Annotated in this window: 16 protein-coding genes; all 16 read right to left on the bottom strand. The window is 65.0% G+C overall.

Annotation, left to right across the window (positions count from 1 at the left end):
* Nucleotides 1-16 precede the first annotated feature (16 nt).
* Entirely contained in the window at nt 17-1243 is a 1227-nt protein-coding gene (locus ACU688_RS23300; protein WP_448186523.1) for a beta-ketoacyl-ACP synthase, read from the bottom strand.
* Nucleotides 1243-1971, bottom strand: a complete 729-nt coding sequence (gene fabG / locus ACU688_RS23305; protein WP_257781865.1) for a 3-oxoacyl-ACP reductase FabG — start codon at nt 1969-1971, stop codon at nt 1243-1245. The genes ACU688_RS23300 and fabG overlap by 1 nt, the downstream gene beginning before the upstream one ends.
* A complete protein-coding gene (locus ACU688_RS23310; RefSeq protein ID WP_017738881.1) occupies nt 1968-2429 on the bottom strand; it encodes a hotdog family protein in 462 nt (153 codons plus the stop codon). The genes fabG and ACU688_RS23310 overlap by 4 nt, the downstream gene beginning before the upstream one ends.
* Nucleotides 2426-3592, bottom strand: coding sequence for a beta-ketoacyl-[acyl-carrier-protein] synthase family protein (locus ACU688_RS23315; protein WP_448186524.1), 1167 nt, complete (start codon nt 3590-3592; stop codon nt 2426-2428). The genes ACU688_RS23310 and ACU688_RS23315 overlap by 4 nt, the downstream gene beginning before the upstream one ends.
* Nucleotides 3589-4071, bottom strand: coding sequence for a hypothetical protein (locus ACU688_RS23320; RefSeq protein WP_448186525.1), 483 nt, complete (start codon nt 4069-4071; stop codon nt 3589-3591). The genes ACU688_RS23315 and ACU688_RS23320 overlap by 4 nt, the downstream gene beginning before the upstream one ends.
* A complete protein-coding gene (locus ACU688_RS23325) occupies nt 4068-4802 on the bottom strand; it encodes a class I SAM-dependent methyltransferase (protein ID WP_448186526.1) in 735 nt (244 codons plus the stop codon). Before ACU688_RS23325 ends, ACU688_RS23320 begins: the two co-directional genes overlap by 4 nt.
* Entirely contained in the window at nt 4799-6046 is a 1248-nt protein-coding gene (locus ACU688_RS23330) for an NAD(P)/FAD-dependent oxidoreductase (RefSeq protein WP_448186527.1), read from the bottom strand. Before ACU688_RS23330 ends, ACU688_RS23325 begins: the two co-directional genes overlap by 4 nt.
* Before the next feature lie 33 nt (nt 6047-6079).
* Nucleotides 6080-8392 carry an MMPL family transporter gene (locus ACU688_RS23335; RefSeq protein ID WP_448186528.1) on the bottom strand — a complete coding sequence of 771 codons (2313 nt, stop codon included), beginning with the start codon at nt 8390-8392 and terminating at the stop codon, nt 6080-6082.
* Nucleotides 8382-9050, bottom strand: coding sequence for an outer membrane lipoprotein carrier protein LolA (locus tag ACU688_RS23340; RefSeq protein WP_448186568.1), 669 nt, complete (start codon nt 9048-9050; stop codon nt 8382-8384). The genes ACU688_RS23335 and ACU688_RS23340 overlap by 11 nt, the downstream gene beginning before the upstream one ends.
* Nucleotides 9051-9079: 29 nt before the next feature.
* Nucleotides 9080-9505 (bottom strand): acyl-CoA thioesterase, encoded by a 426-nt coding sequence (locus tag ACU688_RS23345; RefSeq protein ID WP_448186529.1) that lies wholly within the window; start codon nt 9503-9505, stop codon nt 9080-9082.
* The gene (locus tag ACU688_RS23350; protein ID WP_207041240.1) at nt 9498-11039 is read right to left on the bottom strand and encodes an HAL/PAL/TAL family ammonia-lyase; all 1542 of its coding nucleotides are present in this window, start codon (nt 11037-11039) and stop codon (nt 9498-9500) included. The genes ACU688_RS23345 and ACU688_RS23350 overlap by 8 nt, the downstream gene beginning before the upstream one ends.
* Nucleotides 11023-11958 (bottom strand): lysophospholipid acyltransferase family protein, encoded by a 936-nt coding sequence (locus ACU688_RS23355; RefSeq protein WP_448186530.1) that lies wholly within the window; start codon nt 11956-11958, stop codon nt 11023-11025. Before ACU688_RS23355 ends, ACU688_RS23350 begins: the two co-directional genes overlap by 17 nt.
* On the bottom strand, nt 11955-12689 hold the full coding sequence (locus ACU688_RS23360) for a glycosyltransferase family 2 protein (protein WP_448186531.1): 735 nt from the start codon (nt 12687-12689) through the stop codon (nt 11955-11957). Before ACU688_RS23360 ends, ACU688_RS23355 begins: the two co-directional genes overlap by 4 nt.
* Nucleotides 12690-12838: 149 nt before the next feature.
* Nucleotides 12839-14509: an ApeI family dehydratase gene (locus ACU688_RS23365; protein WP_448186532.1), complete on the bottom strand. Its 1671-nt coding sequence runs from the start codon at nt 14507-14509 to the stop codon at nt 12839-12841.
* On the bottom strand, nt 14506-15051 hold the full coding sequence (locus tag ACU688_RS23370; RefSeq protein WP_448186533.1) for a COG4648 family protein: 546 nt from the start codon (nt 15049-15051) through the stop codon (nt 14506-14508). The genes ACU688_RS23365 and ACU688_RS23370 overlap by 4 nt, the downstream gene beginning before the upstream one ends.
* Entirely contained in the window at nt 15048-15302 is a 255-nt protein-coding gene (locus ACU688_RS23375; RefSeq protein WP_017738894.1) for an acyl carrier protein, read from the bottom strand. The genes ACU688_RS23370 and ACU688_RS23375 overlap by 4 nt, the downstream gene beginning before the upstream one ends.
* Nucleotide 15303 lies beyond the last annotated feature (1 nt).

Genomic DNA, 15303 nt, shown 5'->3' on the forward strand with positions numbered 1-15303 from the left:
CCAATCGATTAAAAATTCAGGACCAGCGGCGGAAGATCAGCGACGTGTTGACGCCGCCAAAGGCAAAGTTGTTGTTCATCACGTATTCGTGGTGCATCTCGCGGAATTCACCTTGCAGGTAATCCAGCTCGCCGCATTGCGGGTCGACGGCGTCCAGGTTGAAGGTGTGCACATATTGGTTGCTGTTCATCATCTCGATGCTGAACCACGACTCCAGCGCGCCGCACGCGCCCAAGGTGTGGCCGAGGAAGCTCTTCTGCGAACTGATGGGCATGCGGCTGCCGAACAGGGCGTGGGTGGCCAGGGTCTCGGCGACGTCGCCTTGATCGGTGGCGGTGCCATGGCCGTTGACGTAGCCGATGGCGGACGGCTCCAGGCCGGCGTCTTCCAGCGCCAGCTCCATGGCACGGCGCATGGTTTTCTGCTCCGGTCGGGTGGTGTGCTGGCCGTCGGCGTTGCTGCCGAAACCGACCAGTTCCGCGTGGATGTGCGCACCGCGCGCCAGCGCATGTTCTAGTTCTTCGAGCACCAGCATGCCGCCGCCTTCGCCGATCACCAGGCCATCGCGGCCGCTGTCATAGGGGCGTGGGCTGGTCTGCGGCGCATCGTTTTTCAGGCTGGTGGCGTAGAGCGCATCGAACACCATGGCTTCGGTGGGGCACAGCTCTTCGGCGCCGCCGGCGAGCATCAAAGGCAGGCGACCGAACTTGATCGCCTCATAGGCATAGCCGATGCCCTGGCTGCCGCTGGTGCAGGCGCTGGACGTGGGGATCAGCCGCCCGGTCAGGCCAAAGAAGATGCTGATATTCGCCGCCGTGGTGTGCGGCATCATGCGCACATAGGAGTTGGCATTCAGCCCCTCGGCCACCGAGTTCAGCAACATATTGCCGAACGCCTTGATCTCGTCGGTGCTGCCGGTGGACGAGCCACAGGCCACGCCCATGCGCCCGTCCTTGATCGACTCGTCACCGAGCAAGCCGGCGTCCTGCAACGCCTGCTCCGCCGCCCACACCGCCAGGCGCGAGACGCGGCCCATGCTGCGCAGTTGCTTGCGGGTCCAGTGAGCCGGCACGACAAAATCGTCAATTGGCCCGGCCAGGCGCGTGTTCAGTTCGGTGAACCGGTCCCACTCGTCCATGCGCCGGATACCGCTGCGGTTGGCGCGGAAGTTGGCCGAAATGGTGGCCCAATCGCCGCCCAGGGAGGTCATGCCGGCCATGCCGGTGACGACGACGCGCTTCATCAGCACAGGCCTCCATTCACGGCCAGGACCTGGCGGGTGATATAGCCGGCTTCGGCCGACATCAGGAAATTCACCGCGCCAGCCACCTCTTCCGGGGTGCCCATGCGTTGCGCCGGGATCATCTTCATCAGCTCTTCCACCGGTACGTTTTCATCCAGCATCGCCGTGTCGATCAAGCCCGGCGCGACGCAGTTGACGGTGATCTTGCGCTTGCCCAGTTCAATCGCCAAGGCTTTGGCTGCGCCAATCAGGCCGGCTTTCGACGCGCTGTAATTGACCTGGCCACGGTTGCCGATCAACCCCGATACCGACGTGATGCACACGATACGGCCAGCGGCGCGACGCCGAATCATCGGCATCATCACCGGGTGCAGCACGTTGTAGAAACCATCCAGGTTGGTGCGCATCACCACGTCCCAATCGTCTTCCGACAACGCCGGGAATGCGCCGTCGCGGGTCAGGCCGGCGTTGAGCACCACGCCGTAATAGGCGCCGTGTTGCTCAACATCGGCTTCGAGGATTTCCTTGCATGCAGCCCGGTCCGCCACATCGAATTGCAGCACCCGCGCCTTGCGGCCCAGCGCCTCGATTTCGACCTGCACCGCGTCGGCTTCAGCACGCCCGCTGCGGCAGTGCAGCACGAGGTCATGCCCGGCCTGGGCCAGGCGCAGGGCGATGGCGCGGCCGATGCCACGGCTGGAGCCGGTGACCAGTACGGATTCAGTCATGGCGTTACGTCCTTCGATTCATCTAAATAGGTGGCCGCCTGGGGCGGTCGGAATACGTTCAAGCGCGCACTGGCCTGGATGCCCTCACCGGTGAGGTGGCATTCGAACACACCCATGCCGTTGTCGTCTTCCAGGGAGCGCAGGCCGTGGATGGTCAACTCGGCGCCGGCCGGAAAGTGCTCCACGTTGCACTCGAACTTGCGTGTGCCCAACAGGAAGCCCAGTTCCACGGCTTCGCCTTTGTGGCGCGCACGGCAACCGGCGTAGGCAGCGACGCTTTGCGCCATCAACTCAATGCCGACCCAGGCCGGCAGGCTGCCGTCGGCGCGGTTGAACAGGCCGCCGGGGGTGACGGTGACGCGGGTGCGAATCTGCTCTTCATCGTACGACAGCACCTGGTCGATCAGGATCATGTCGCCGGCATGGGGTAGCAGTTCGGCGAGTGGCCAAGGGGTCATGGGGCCTCTCCGATAATCAGGCTGACGTTGTTGCCGCCGAAGGCAAACGAGTTGCTCATCAGGCAGCGTTTTTCCAGGGTGTCGCCCAGCCGTGCCCAGTGCAAGGCTGGCAGCGCCGGGTCGGGCATGCCGTCCCAGACGTGCGGCGGCAGTTGGCCGTGGCGCAGGCTCAGCCAGCAGAACGCAGCTTCCAGCGCGCCAGCCGCACCAAGGGTGTGGCCGCTCATGGGTTTGGTCGATGAGCAGGCCACACCGTGGGGGAACAGGTTGGCGACGGCCAGGCTTTCCATGGCGTCGTTGTGCTGGGTGGCGGTGCCGTGCAGGTTCAGGTAACCGATCTGCCCGGGCTGCAATTTCGCGCTGGCCAACGCCTTGCGCATCGACTGCAACGCGCCTTTGCCGCTGGGCTCGGGCGCGGAGATATGGTGCGCATCGCAACTGGCGCCGCTGCCCAGCAGGGCGATGGGCGCCGGCTCCCTGCTCATCACAAACAGCACCGCCGCCTCACCGATATTGATGCCGTTGCGGTTCACCGAGAACGGGTTGCAGCGCTCGTTCGACACCGCTTCCAGCGAGCTGAAGCCGTTCAGCGTGAGCTTGCACAAACTGTCCACGCCACCGCAGATCACCGCATCGCACACGCCCAAATCCAGCAGGCGCTGGGCACTCATCAGCGCACGGGCGCTGGAGGTGCAGGCGGTGGAAATCACATAGGCCGGGCCACTCAGTTGCAGCCAGTCGGCGAGGAAATTCGCCGGGGCGCTGAGTTCCTGCTGCTGGTAGTCATAGTCGCCGGGGAACTGGTTTTCCCGCAGGAAATGGGCGATGCCACGGCTGGCCTCATCGATGCCCGAGGTGCTGGTACCCAGCACAACGCCGACCCGCGACGCGCCGTAGGTGCGAATCGCCTGGCGAATCTCGCCCTCGATCTGCAACGCCGCTTCCAGCAGCAGCTGGTTATTGCGGCTGCTCTGCTGGCCGAGTTCTGCGGGAATAGTCGCCAGCTCGCCGTGCACAGCGCCAACCGGCAACACACGTTCCGGCACCCAGCCGCTTTCGGCGACCATGCCCGAGCAGTCGCCGGCAAACAGGCTACGGCTGACCTCGGCCTGGCCACGGCCGAGGGCGCAGATCACGCCGAGGGCGTTGAGGTAGGCCGTCATTGCGCGGCTCCCAGCGGCGTGATGCGGTAGCTGAGGGGCTGGCCGCTGATGTTCACGCTGAATACTTCGGACGACTGATACACGATCTGCCAATGGCCCGGCAGAGTGCGCGTCAGGTCCATCGCCTGTGCGCTTGGATACAGCGCGCGCAGGTCATTGGCCGAGGTCAGCGCAAACAGCAGCGCGGCAAACAGCTCGCGCGCCTGGGGATTGGGCGGCAGCAAGCCGTCGGCCTGCCACTGCCCATCGATCAGTTTTTGCCGGGCCTGGGGAATGCCTAGCGGGTCCATCATCGACCAGCGAATGCCGCTGCCTTCGCGCTGGATCACCAGCAGCCAGTCCTGGCTCTGGCCGTCGGCCAAGCGCTGCACGTGCAATTGCAGGGGCAAAGCCAGGCTCGGGGTTTTCTCCGGCAACGGCGGCTGGCTGGCGCAGGCGCTCAGCAGCAACAGGCAGCCGATCAGCCACGCACGCATCATCGGGCCGCGCTCGCCAGGGGCTTGCGCGCCACGCAGTTGACCAGGGTTTCTTCGCGCTGCCCCACCGGCGGCGCCTTGCGTAGGCCCCAGCGCTCCAGCAGGCCGAAATCGCTGGAACGGCTCCACCACAGATACGGGTACGAGACGTTCTGCGGGCCGAATTCAAAGCCCTGTTCGCGGATCATCTCCAGGTATTCCTCGGCGCTTTTCTGCACATGCATCGGGTGGCGGAACAGCCAGCGGATCACCCAGGTGTCGATATAGGCTTCCGTGGACTCGGCAAACAGCAGGTACCCGCCCGGCTTGAGCACGCGGTAGAACTCTTTCAGCGCGCGATGCTGTTCGACCAAGTGGTGAAAGGTCTGGTGGCAGAACAGGATATCGACGCTTTCATCCGGCACATCGAGCGTGGCGCAATCGCTGCCGATCAGCTCCACGGCCATGCCCTGACGCGCCGCTTCAGCCTGGCTCAGTTTCAGGCTGTGGGGGTCGGCGTCGAGGCCGATCAGGCGTGCGGGGGCGAACACCTGCCGCAGGTATTGGAATGACTTGCCCTGGCCGCAACCGGCATCCAGCAGCACCGGCGCCTCTGGCAGCGGGTCCGTGAACAGGCTGCGCAGGTCGTTGATCGCCACGCGTAACACATGGTGCTGCCAGGTGTGGCTGCGCAGGAACCAGAAGCCGAACCTGGTTTCTTCGACGTAGTTTTTACTCAGGTACTGACTGCTCATACCGGCTCACTCGCACAGATTTCCGACAACATCCGCAAGCGCCGCTTGGGCTCGCTGACAAACGGGTTGCGCTCATCCCACGCGTAACCGGCGAGGATCGAGCAGATCATCCGGCGGATCTCCGGCGAGCTGTCCGGGTGGTAGATCACATCCTGGAACGTGCCGGCGTACCAGCCTTCGACGTAGCAGCGGAAGGTGTCCACGCCGCGCTTCAATGGCTCGGCGAATTCGGTTTGCCAGTCCACGGTTTCGCCTGTCAGCTGGCGGTGCAACAGGCCGGCGGCCATGCTTGCCGAACGCATGGCGATGGTCACGCCGGACGAGAACACCGGGTCGAGGAACTCGGCCGCATTGCCCAGCAGCGCAAAGCCCGGCCCGTGCAGGGTCTTGACGTTGGCCGAGTAGCCGCCGATGGTGCGCGCGGGCGTGTCCCACACGGCGTTTTGCAGCACGTTGGACAGGCTCGGGGTTTCGTCGATAAACCCGCGCAGGCAGGCATCGAGGTCGCCGTCGCGGCCGTCGAAATGCTCCTTGGCGGCGACCACGCCCACCGAGCAGCGGCCGTTGCTGAACGGGATGCTCCAGAACCAGATGTCACGTTTGGTCGGGTGGGTGGTGATGAGGATTTTAGTGCGGTCGAAACCCGGGTGTTCGATGCGGTCTTCGATATGGGTGAACACCGCCTGGCGCACCGGGAAATTCGACGGCGCCTCCAGGTCCAGCAGGCGCGGCAGCACGCGGCCGTAGCCGCTGGCGTCGAGCACGAACTTGGCCTTGAGGTGGTACTCGCTGCCGTTCTCGCGGCGTACGTGCAGGTAACGGGTTTCGCCTTTGAAATCGACGCCGACGATGGTTTCGCCGTAGCGGATGTCCACGCCTTGCAGCGCCGCCTGGTCGGCCAGCAACTTGTCGAATTCGCCGCGCTGCACCTGGAAGGTGGTCGGCTTGCCGTTGCTGAAGGTATCGCTGAAATCAAACGCGCTGTAGCGCTCGCCCCAGGCGAACGCGGCGCCGGTTTTCACCTGGAAACCGGCGGCCTGCACGGCGTCGAGCATGCCGGCTTCTTCGATGAAGTCGATGCAGTGGGACAGCAGGCTTTCGCCGATCGAGAACCGGGGGAAGTGCTGGCGCTCGATGATCAATACATCATGCCCTTTGCGCTTTAACAGCGCGGCGGCGATGGCCCCGGACGGACCGGCACCGATCACCACCACCTGGCGACGTTCCATTTCAACTATGGGCACGAGGGCTCCTTGCCGCATTGGCGATAATCACATTCATAAGGCGTGTTTCTGTTGCCCGGCCCAGGGCGCCAGCATAAAGCTGAATGCCAGGCCGAGGCTGACCGATAAGCCGAAATTACTCACCGCCGGTGTGCTGGACACCGCCAGCAGGCCGAACGACAACCAGGTCGTCAGCGCCGCCAGCAGCGTGCCCAGCAGGCTGACCGCCGGGCCGCCGATCTGCTCGCGCATGAGGATCGCGTAATCCACGCTGATGGCCGTGACCAGCAGCAGGCCGAACAGGCTGAACAAGGTCAGCGGCTGGCCCAGCCAACCGAGGCTGGCCAGGCTGCACAGCGCGGCGAGCAGCGGCAGGGCGACGATGCGCAGGGCACCGCCAAAGCCGAACGGCAGGATCAGCAACAGCACGATCAGCACGCACGACATCAATTTCAATTCAGCGGCGCTGATCTGCGTGTCGGCGAACACCCGGTTCAGGTCGCCCAGGCGATCCACCAGTTGCACACCAGGCAAATCCACGGCCTGCACCCGCAGCAGCGCCGGGTTGTTCAGGCCTTGCAGGCTGACCATCGCTGCCACGCCGCCGTCCACCGGGCCCAGCCACAAGGTGCGCCAGGGTTCGGCCAGCGGGCCTTGCAGCGCGGCGTCGATGTCTTGGGTAGGCAGCGCCTGCAGTTGCGCGACTTCGGCTTGCAGGGCGCTGGCGGGGACGCCGAGGTCCTGCAGCGGTTGCCAGTGTTGCGGCAGTTGGCTCAGCGCATCGCGCAGTGTTTGCTGCTCGGCGGGCAGGCTGACCAGTTGGCTGAGGGCCATGTAGCCTTGGAGCTTGCCCATGTTCACCAGTTGGTCGAGGCGCTGGCCCAGGGCGCTTTCCCGTTCCAGCAACTGCTGTTGGTTCTCGGCGCGCACCAGAAAGAACTGGCTGGTGGGTTGGAACCCGGTAATCCGTGCCACGGCTTGTGCTTCTTGCAGCAGTTGCGGCGGCGCGCCGATCCATTGGCGAATATCGTTTTTGCTGTTGAGTTGCCACAGGCCACCGGCGCAAAACAGCAGCAACAGCGCCAGCAGCGCCGCGCTCGGTACGCGCTTGAGCAGCGATTCGCGCACCAGCCACAGGCATTCGGCGACGCGCAGCGGCCATTGCGCCGGGCGCAGTTCGACGCCCTTGAGCAGCGCTGGCAACAGGCACACGGCCGACAAGTATGCGCCGACCAGGCCGGCCGCCGAGAACACCGCGATTTGCGTCAGCGCCGGGAACGGCGTCCAGGCCAGCGCCAGGTAGCCGATGCAACTGGTGGCCAGGCTCAGGCTCAGGCCCGGCAGCGTCAGGCGCAACGCCGGCCAGCTGCGCCAGGGTTTCAGGCTCCAGCTTTTCGACAGATAGTGCAGCGGGTAATCCACCGCCACGCCGATCAGGCTGGAGCCCAGCACCAGGGTCATCACATGCATATGGCCGAACAGCGCCACACAGGCCACCGCGCCAAACAGCATGCCCACCAGCACCGGCACAAACGCCAGCAACACGCGCCAGCGGCGGAAGGCGAGCAACAGCAACAACAGGATGCCGACGGTGGCGCCGCCGCCGACCCAGGTGATTTCCCGCGTGGCTTGCTGCTGACCGTTGGCCGCATACAGCAGCCCGCTGGCGGCGAGCAGCTGCGCGCCTTGCTCGCCGGCTTGTGTACGGCTGGCCTGGAGCAGGTCCGCCACTTGCAGCGGCAGTTTCATGTCGAAGGCATTGCCGGTGGTGCGCGCACGCAGCAGCACCCAGCTCTTGCCGTCGGCATCGGCGATCAACGCGCCGCTGCCGATATCCAACTGCACCGAGCCATGTTGTGGCTGGCTGTTCTGGATGCGCCCGGTCAGGCCCAGCCAGTCATCCTGGCTCGGCACCAGGCTGAAGCCGGTGAAGGGGTCGAACAGCGCTTGCACACGCTGTTGGATGAAGGCGTCGGGTTGTTCGATCAGTTGCTCGCGGTCTTTGGCCGAAAGCATCGCCAGACGCCCGCGCAGCAATTGCTCGCGCAGCGCCGGCAAGTCGGCTTGCAGGTTCCACTGGACCTTTTCAAACAGGCCGCTGGCTTGCCAGCGCTCGCCCAATTGTTGCGCCACGGCCACCGCGTGCTGGCGGTCGGCATGCCCGACCAGCACCAGCATTTCGCGGTTCAGCGGCTCTTGCATGCGCTGTTCGGCTTGCAGCTCCAAGGCGTCCGGCGTGTTGCCCGGCACCAGTTCCATCAGGTTCGCCGACAACGGCGCGCCATGGCGCCACTGCCAGCCGGCCAGGGCCAGCACGGCCACCAGCAGGATCAGGAACAGGCGTGGTAACAGACGCTCACTGCGCAAAGTCGTGTTGCTCCGCGTCGCTCAAGGGCAGGGCTGCGGTGCTGTCCTGCATGCGCAGCAGGGTGCTGTCGCCCTGGGTTTCCAGCAGCTCGATGGTTTGCACCAGCTCGCCACCGTCGATATTGATCTGGGTGAAAACTTGTTTTAACAGCAGCGAGCGGGGGATCAGCGTCAGCTTCCAGTCGTTGGCTGCGCCTTTCAGTTGCAGCTCAAAGTCACGCTGCAAGCCGCTGCTGTCGCCCTGGAGCACGGCGAGGAACAGGCGATTCTGCTCGGCGCCGGCGCTCTTGTTTGGCAGCGGCTGCCAACCACTGGCGTCACGGCGGGCGATGCCTTGGGCGCTGATGCGGTAGTCCTGTTGCAGCGGGGTTTTCAGCAGCCACAGCAGGCCGTGGTCCTTGGCGAGGACGAAGGTGCCTTTGCTGACCAGCGGCTGGGGCAGGGCGCGCAGGTGTTTTTCCTGGGTGAAGTTGCCGTGGATCACCGAGGGTTTGGCCAGTTGGTCGCTGAGCTGCTGCAAGTCGAAAGCATGGGCACTGAAACTCAAGAACAACCCAATCAAAAATGTGGGAGCGGCGGTGCGACGTCTCGACTTGCCCGCGATGAGCTTGAGGGCGCTGCGCAGTGTCAGGCGGATTGCATTATCGTTGACGTCCATCGCGGGCAAGCCCGCTCCCACAGGGGATTTCATTTCAAGGCCCTTTCGACGGCGTTGGTGAAGATTTTGGGCGAGGCCAGTTGCATCTCGCGACTGGCGATGTCCACTGCTACTTGCACCGTGCTCGCACGGGTCAACCGCTCGCCGCTGGCCAAATCGGTAATCAGGTAATTAACCTTCAAACGGTTCTCCCACTCCACCAAGCTCGCGCGCACATTGATCGTCTGGCCAAACACCGCGCCGCGCACGTAGCGCAGCTGCATGTCGATCACCGGCCAGGCGTAGCCCGACTCCAGCATCTGCGTGTAGTTGTGGCCGAGCTTGTCCAGCAGCGCGCAGCGCGCCACTTCCAGGTACTTCACGTAATGCCCGTGCCAGACGACGTTCATGGTGTCGACGTCGAAAAACGGCACGAGGATTTCGGTGTCGCAGTGCAGCACGCCGGGGCTACGCATGCAGCCTCCAGTGTTGTGCGGCGATGCGTTGCAGGCACAGGCGTAGTTCGCCTTCGAGGGCGCGGTCTTCGATGACCGGCGGGAAGTCTTGGGCCAGTTGTTCGTGCATCGCGGCCAAGGCTGGCGGCAGTGGGCGGGCGTCTGCGGCCTGGGCGCGCAGCCACACGCCCTGGTTGGCGGCGAGCAAGGTGGCGGCGGCGACCTGTTCGGTCAGCTCCAGCACGCGGATCGCATCGCGGGCGGCGATGGTGCCCATGCTCACTTTGTCCTGGTTATGGCATTCGGTGGAACGCGAGAACACGCTGGCCGGCATGGTATTTTTCAGCGCTTCGGCGGTCCAGGCGCTGGTGCCGATCTGCACGGCCTTGAAGCCATGGTTGATCATCGCGCGATCCGCCGGAGCGCCGGACAGGTTGCTTGGCAGGCCGTGGTTGTAGCGCACGTCCACCAGCAGCGCGAGTTGGCGGTCGAGCAGGTCGGCGACGTTGGCCACCAGGGTCTTGAGGCTGTCCATGGCGAAGGCGATGTGGCCGCCGTAGAAGTGCCCGCCGTGGAGCACGCGTTCTTCTTCGGCGTCGATGATCGGGTTGTCGTTGGCGCTGTTCAGTTCGATCTCGATGAACGAACGCAGCCAGTTCAAGCTGTCGGCCAGCACGCCGAGGACGTGGGGCGCGCAGCGCAGCGAGTAGCGGTCCTGCAAGCGATGCAGTGGCGCGGTCGGTGCGTCGATGGCCAGGTCCTTGCGCAGCCAGGCGGCGACTTGCATCTGCCCAGGGTGCGGCTTGGCGGCGAACAGGCGCTCGTCGAAGTGTTCCGGGTTGCCTTGCAGCGCCACCACGTTCAGCGCCGTGATGCGCGTGGCCAGTTGCAGCAGGTAGTCGGCGCGGGCGAAGGCCAGGCACGCGAGGCCGGTCATCACGGCGGTGCCGTTCATCAGCGCGAGGGCTTCTTTCGGGCGCAGCACCAGCGGGTCCCAGCCCAGCTCGCGATGCACGTCGGCGGCCTGGCGGCGTTCGCCACGGAACATCACTTCACGCTCGCCGGACAAGGTCGCGGCCACGTAGGACAGCGGCGTCAGGTCACCGCTGGCGCCCACCGAGCCTTCTTCCGGGATCAGCGGCAGCACGTCGTGTTCAAGGAAGGCATGCAGGCGTTCCAGCAGTTCCACGCGCACGCCGGACACGCCGTGGCACAGCGACTGCAAACGCGCGGCCAGCACCGCGCGGGTGGCTTGTGCATCGAGCAGCTTGCCCAGGCCGCAACCGTGGAAGGTGTACAGGTGACGCGGCAGCGCTTCGACGTGCTGCAACGGCACGGCCACCACGCAGGAATCGCCGTAGCCGGTGGTCACGCCGTAGATCACGCCTTCCTTGTCCAGCAGCGAGTCGAGGAACTGCGCGCCCTTGGCGATGCGCTGGCGATACGCGGCATCGCCCTGCAATTGGGTGGGCGCCTGACGGTTGGCCAGGGCCAGCACGTCTTCGATGCGCAAAGCGCGTTCGCCAAAGGTTACCGGCTCAAGATGCGTGGTCATCGGTCTTCCAGAAAGGGTAAAAGTTGAACCATTGTTGGGGCGCTTCCAGGCAGAACTGGCCCAGGCGTGCGGCGTAGCGCGCGGTCCACAGGGCTATGACCTGCTCGCGGGTGTTACGTTTCCATTCGATCAATTCGGCGAAAGGCTCGATGGTCAGGCGATAGCGGTTGTGGTGCTTGAGGCACATCAGCAGGTTCACCGGGCATTTGAGCAAACCGGCCAGCAACCACGGGCCTTGGGGGAAGGCGGCGTCGTGGCCGAGGAAGTCCACGCGCACCGTGCGCCCGCCGTGCAGCGGCACGCGGTCGCCGGCGATGGCCAGCCATTCGCCGTCGTCCAGGCGCTGGCTGAGCAGGAGCATGGTGGCCGGGTCCAGCTCGCTGACCTGGATCAGGCGCAAGTGCGTCGCCCCGGCTTCGCCCAGCAGGCGGTTGAATTGTTCGGCGTGCTTGGTGTGCACCAGCACGTTCATGGTCACTTGCTCACCGATCTCGGCGAGGGCGCGGCACACTTCGAGGTTGCCCAGGTGCGCGCCCACCAGCATCTGCCCGCGCTCGCCGCGCAGTTGCCCGCGCAACTTGGCCGGGTCGTTGATCTCGATCTGCTCCAGGCGCAGCTTGCCGTTCCACACGTCGAGCTTGTCGAGCAGGGAGTCGGCGAATGCCATGAACTGGCCGAAGACGCGCTTGTGGGTGGGGCGCAGGTCATCACGCCCGCTCCAGTCGGCCAGGCGCTGCTGGTATTGCCAGGCGCTGTGGCGTGCGGTGCGACCGAACAGGAAGAAGTACAAGACGATGGCGTACAGCAGCGGGCTCAACACGCGGCGGCCGAGGACCTTGGCGGCGAACGCGGTGAGTTTCATCAGCAGGAAGCTGCCGCGCTCCTCGCGGTCGGCCCAGTGCTTGGTGCTGTCGCTCATGCCTGCCACCGCCGCCACAGGATCATCGGTGAGCGCACCAACATGCCGAAGAACAAGCGGGTGTGCATCGCCGAGATGCGCACGTTGTCGCGCAGCAGGCGGAAGTGCGACAGGCCGTCCGCTGGGTAGTGCACGCGGGTCGGCAGCCAGCGCATCGGCTGGTTGCGCCAGGCCAGACGTACAAGGATGTCGGAGTCGAAATCCATGCGGGTGCCGATGTAGGCCGAGTCCATCAGTGCCAGGGTGGGCGCCAGCGGGTACACGCGAAAGCCGCACATGGAGTCGCGGATTTGCAACGACAGGGTGTTGATCCACACCCACACGTGGGTCAGGTAACGCGCGTACAGGCGCCCTTTGGGCACGCTCTCGTCGTATTCGGGGTAGCCGCAGATGATTGCGTTGGGGTGAGTGCGCGAGGCGTCGAGGAAGGTCTCGACTTCGCGCAGGTCGTGCTGGCCGTCGGCGTCCACTTGCAGGGCGTGGCTGAAACCCAGGCGCGCGGCTTCACGGAAACCGGCCATGACGGCGGCGCCCTTGCCTTGGTTGTTCGGCAGGGTCAGCAAGGTGACGTTATCCAAGGCTGCCAGTTGCGCCAGCACTGCCGCGCAGGTTGGGCTGCTGCCGTCGTCTACCAGCAGGCAGGGCAGGCCGCTGTCCAACAGGCTCTGGACCACGGCGGGCACGGCGGCTTCGTGGTTGTAGACCGGGATCAGGGCGCAGGGTTTATGCATGATGTTGACCCCTGTGGCGAGGGAGCTTGCTCCCGCTGGAGTGCGCAGCACTCCCAACCCAGGCGCTGCGGTTTTCCAGGGTGATCTCGGTTGTTTGTGTTGGGGCTGCTGCGCAGCCCAGCGGGAGCAAGCTCCCTCGCCACAGAAGCTCAAGCATCGGTGTTCTCCAGCAGGATGCGCCCACTGGAGCAGGCCGCGTCGCCATTGCGATAGGCGAAGTACAGCTTGCTGCGCTCCCGGTCAAAGCGCAGGTGCAGTTCGATCCGGTCGCCCGGCCGTACGAGTTGCTGGAACTTGAGCACTTCCATCCCGGCAAAGGTCGCGGGCAAGTCGAGCAGTTGCTGGCCGAGGTTGAACGCCCATTCGATCTGCACTACGCCCGGCAACACCGGCGTGACCGGGAAATGGCCGCTGAAGTAGGCCAGGTCCGGCGGAATGCTCAACTGCAAGGTCCACTCGCCATTGGCTTCGGCTTGCTCCAATACTTCTGGCGCCTTTGGCCGTGGTGCCAGCAGCAACGCTTCGACGTGGGCCTGGGGCAGTTTGCCTTGGCTGGTCAGCGGCAGTTGGCGCAGTAATCGCCAACGACGCGGTAACGCCAAGGCTTCGCAATGCTGGCTCAAGTGCTGGCGCAGGGTTTGGGTCAGTGTCCGACGGCCTTGATTGCGCAGGGCATGTAGGCCTTCGGCGCTCAGCACCACCAGCGCACCGAGTGACGCGCGGTTTTCCTGCACCACGCCCAGGCGCGTTTCGGCGACCCACGGGTGGGCCATCAGCGCTTGTTCGAGCATGGGCAGGGAGATGCGTTTTTCTTCCAGCTTGACGATGCGGTCCAGGCGCCCGAGCAGTTCGAAGCGGCCATCGGCGTGGATGCGCGCGGCGTCGGCGGTTTGTTCGATATGTCCGGCGGGCAGGTAAGGCGAGGCGATGCGCAGGGCGCCGTCGGCGTCCTGGCTCAGCTGCACATCGGCGAACGGCTGCCAAGGCTGTGCGCCCTGGCGCCAGGCGATGCCGCCGGTTTCCGAGCTGCCGAGGATTTCCGTCGGCCATTGCTGCAAGCGGTCGTACAGCTCGCCAGCGGCCTCGATGGGCAACGCGCCACCGGATGAAAACACCCGCGACACCTGGCTCAGTGCCGGCCAGTCGAGGTTATCGCCCATGCGCTTGAGCAGCGCCGGGCTGGCGACCCAGGCAAATTGCAGGTGTTCGCGGCTGGCGCGCTGCAAGTCCTCGGGAAAGGCCAGTTGCTTGCGCACAAAGGTGCGCCCGGCGCACAGCGGCCACAGCACGCGGAACAGCAGGCCGTAGATATGTTGGGTGGCGACGCTGCCGATGATGCACGCGCCCTTCAAATCTGCGCCCCACAGGGCTTCCAGGGCGTCGACTTCGTTGGCCAGTTGGCGCAGGGACTTGTCGATGCGCTTGGGCTCGCCGCTGGAACCGGAGGTGCACAGGCTCAGTTGGCAGGCGTCGAGGTCCAGCGCCGCAGCGCTCAACGGCACTTGATACAGCGCGTCGAGATCCGCCGCTTCGGTCAGCCAGGCGTCAACGGCCGCGTCCCAGCGTTGCCGGGTTTGTGGTTGCAGGTCGGCCGGCAGCAGCACGCTGACCCCGGCGCGCCAGGCACCGAGCAGGGCAATCGCCAGCAGGCCGGCATCTTCCAGATGTACGGCGACGCGCTGGATACCACGCGCTTGCAGGCCCGCCGCCAGGCTCAGGGATTGCTCCCACAGCTGGGCGTGATTCATTGCAGGTTCGGTGGTGACCGGACGCTGTTCCAGCGGCTCAAGCAGCAAGTGCTCAAGTTTCAACCCATTCATACGCGGCCTCGAACCCTTTGTCGTACCAGCCATTCCACGGCAAACAACAACCCCATCAGCCCGTAGGCGATCAGGCCGTTGTACAACGTCCACCAGCTCAACGGCGCCCACAGGGTGAGGGCGGCGGCGAGCAGGCCATTACACAGAAAAAACGCACTCCAGACCACGGTGACCTGGCGCGTATACACAATCGCGTGGGGCGGCAGCTGCGGGTCGGTCATGCGCGCCAGGCGTTCCACCATCGGCGGGCCGTATTTCAGGCTCAGGCCAAACAGCGCCAGCATGAACGCGCTGACCAGGCTCGGGTACCAGCGCAGCAGGTGCGGGTTGTCGAACCAGGCCAGCAGCAGGCAGAACACGATCACCGCCAGTGCCATCCAGCGGCTGCCGGGGCGCCGGGCGCCGGTGAACGCGCGCAACAGCCACAGGCTGCCCAGCAGCAAACCGAATTGCCACGGTGCAAAGTGCTCGGTGCCGTAATACACCGCAAAGGGGTACAGCAGCCCCGCCAACAACAGGCCAAGGCCGATCAGCCGGCTCATGCGGCGGGTTGCACCAGGCGGTACACCGCCTCAACCACGTCGTCCACGGTGCGCACGGCCTTGAACTCTTCGGCGGCGATCTTCTTGCCGGTCTGGCGCTTGATATGGTCGATCAAGTCCACGGCGTCGATGCTGTCGATTTCCAGGTCCTGGTACAGGTTGGCGTCAAGGGTGACGCGTTCCGGCGCCAGTTCAAACAGTTCCACCAGGGCGTCGCGCAAGGTGTTGAAAATATCGTCACGAGTTTGCATG

The organism is Pseudomonas acericola (SeqCode), from assembly GCF_053456465.1.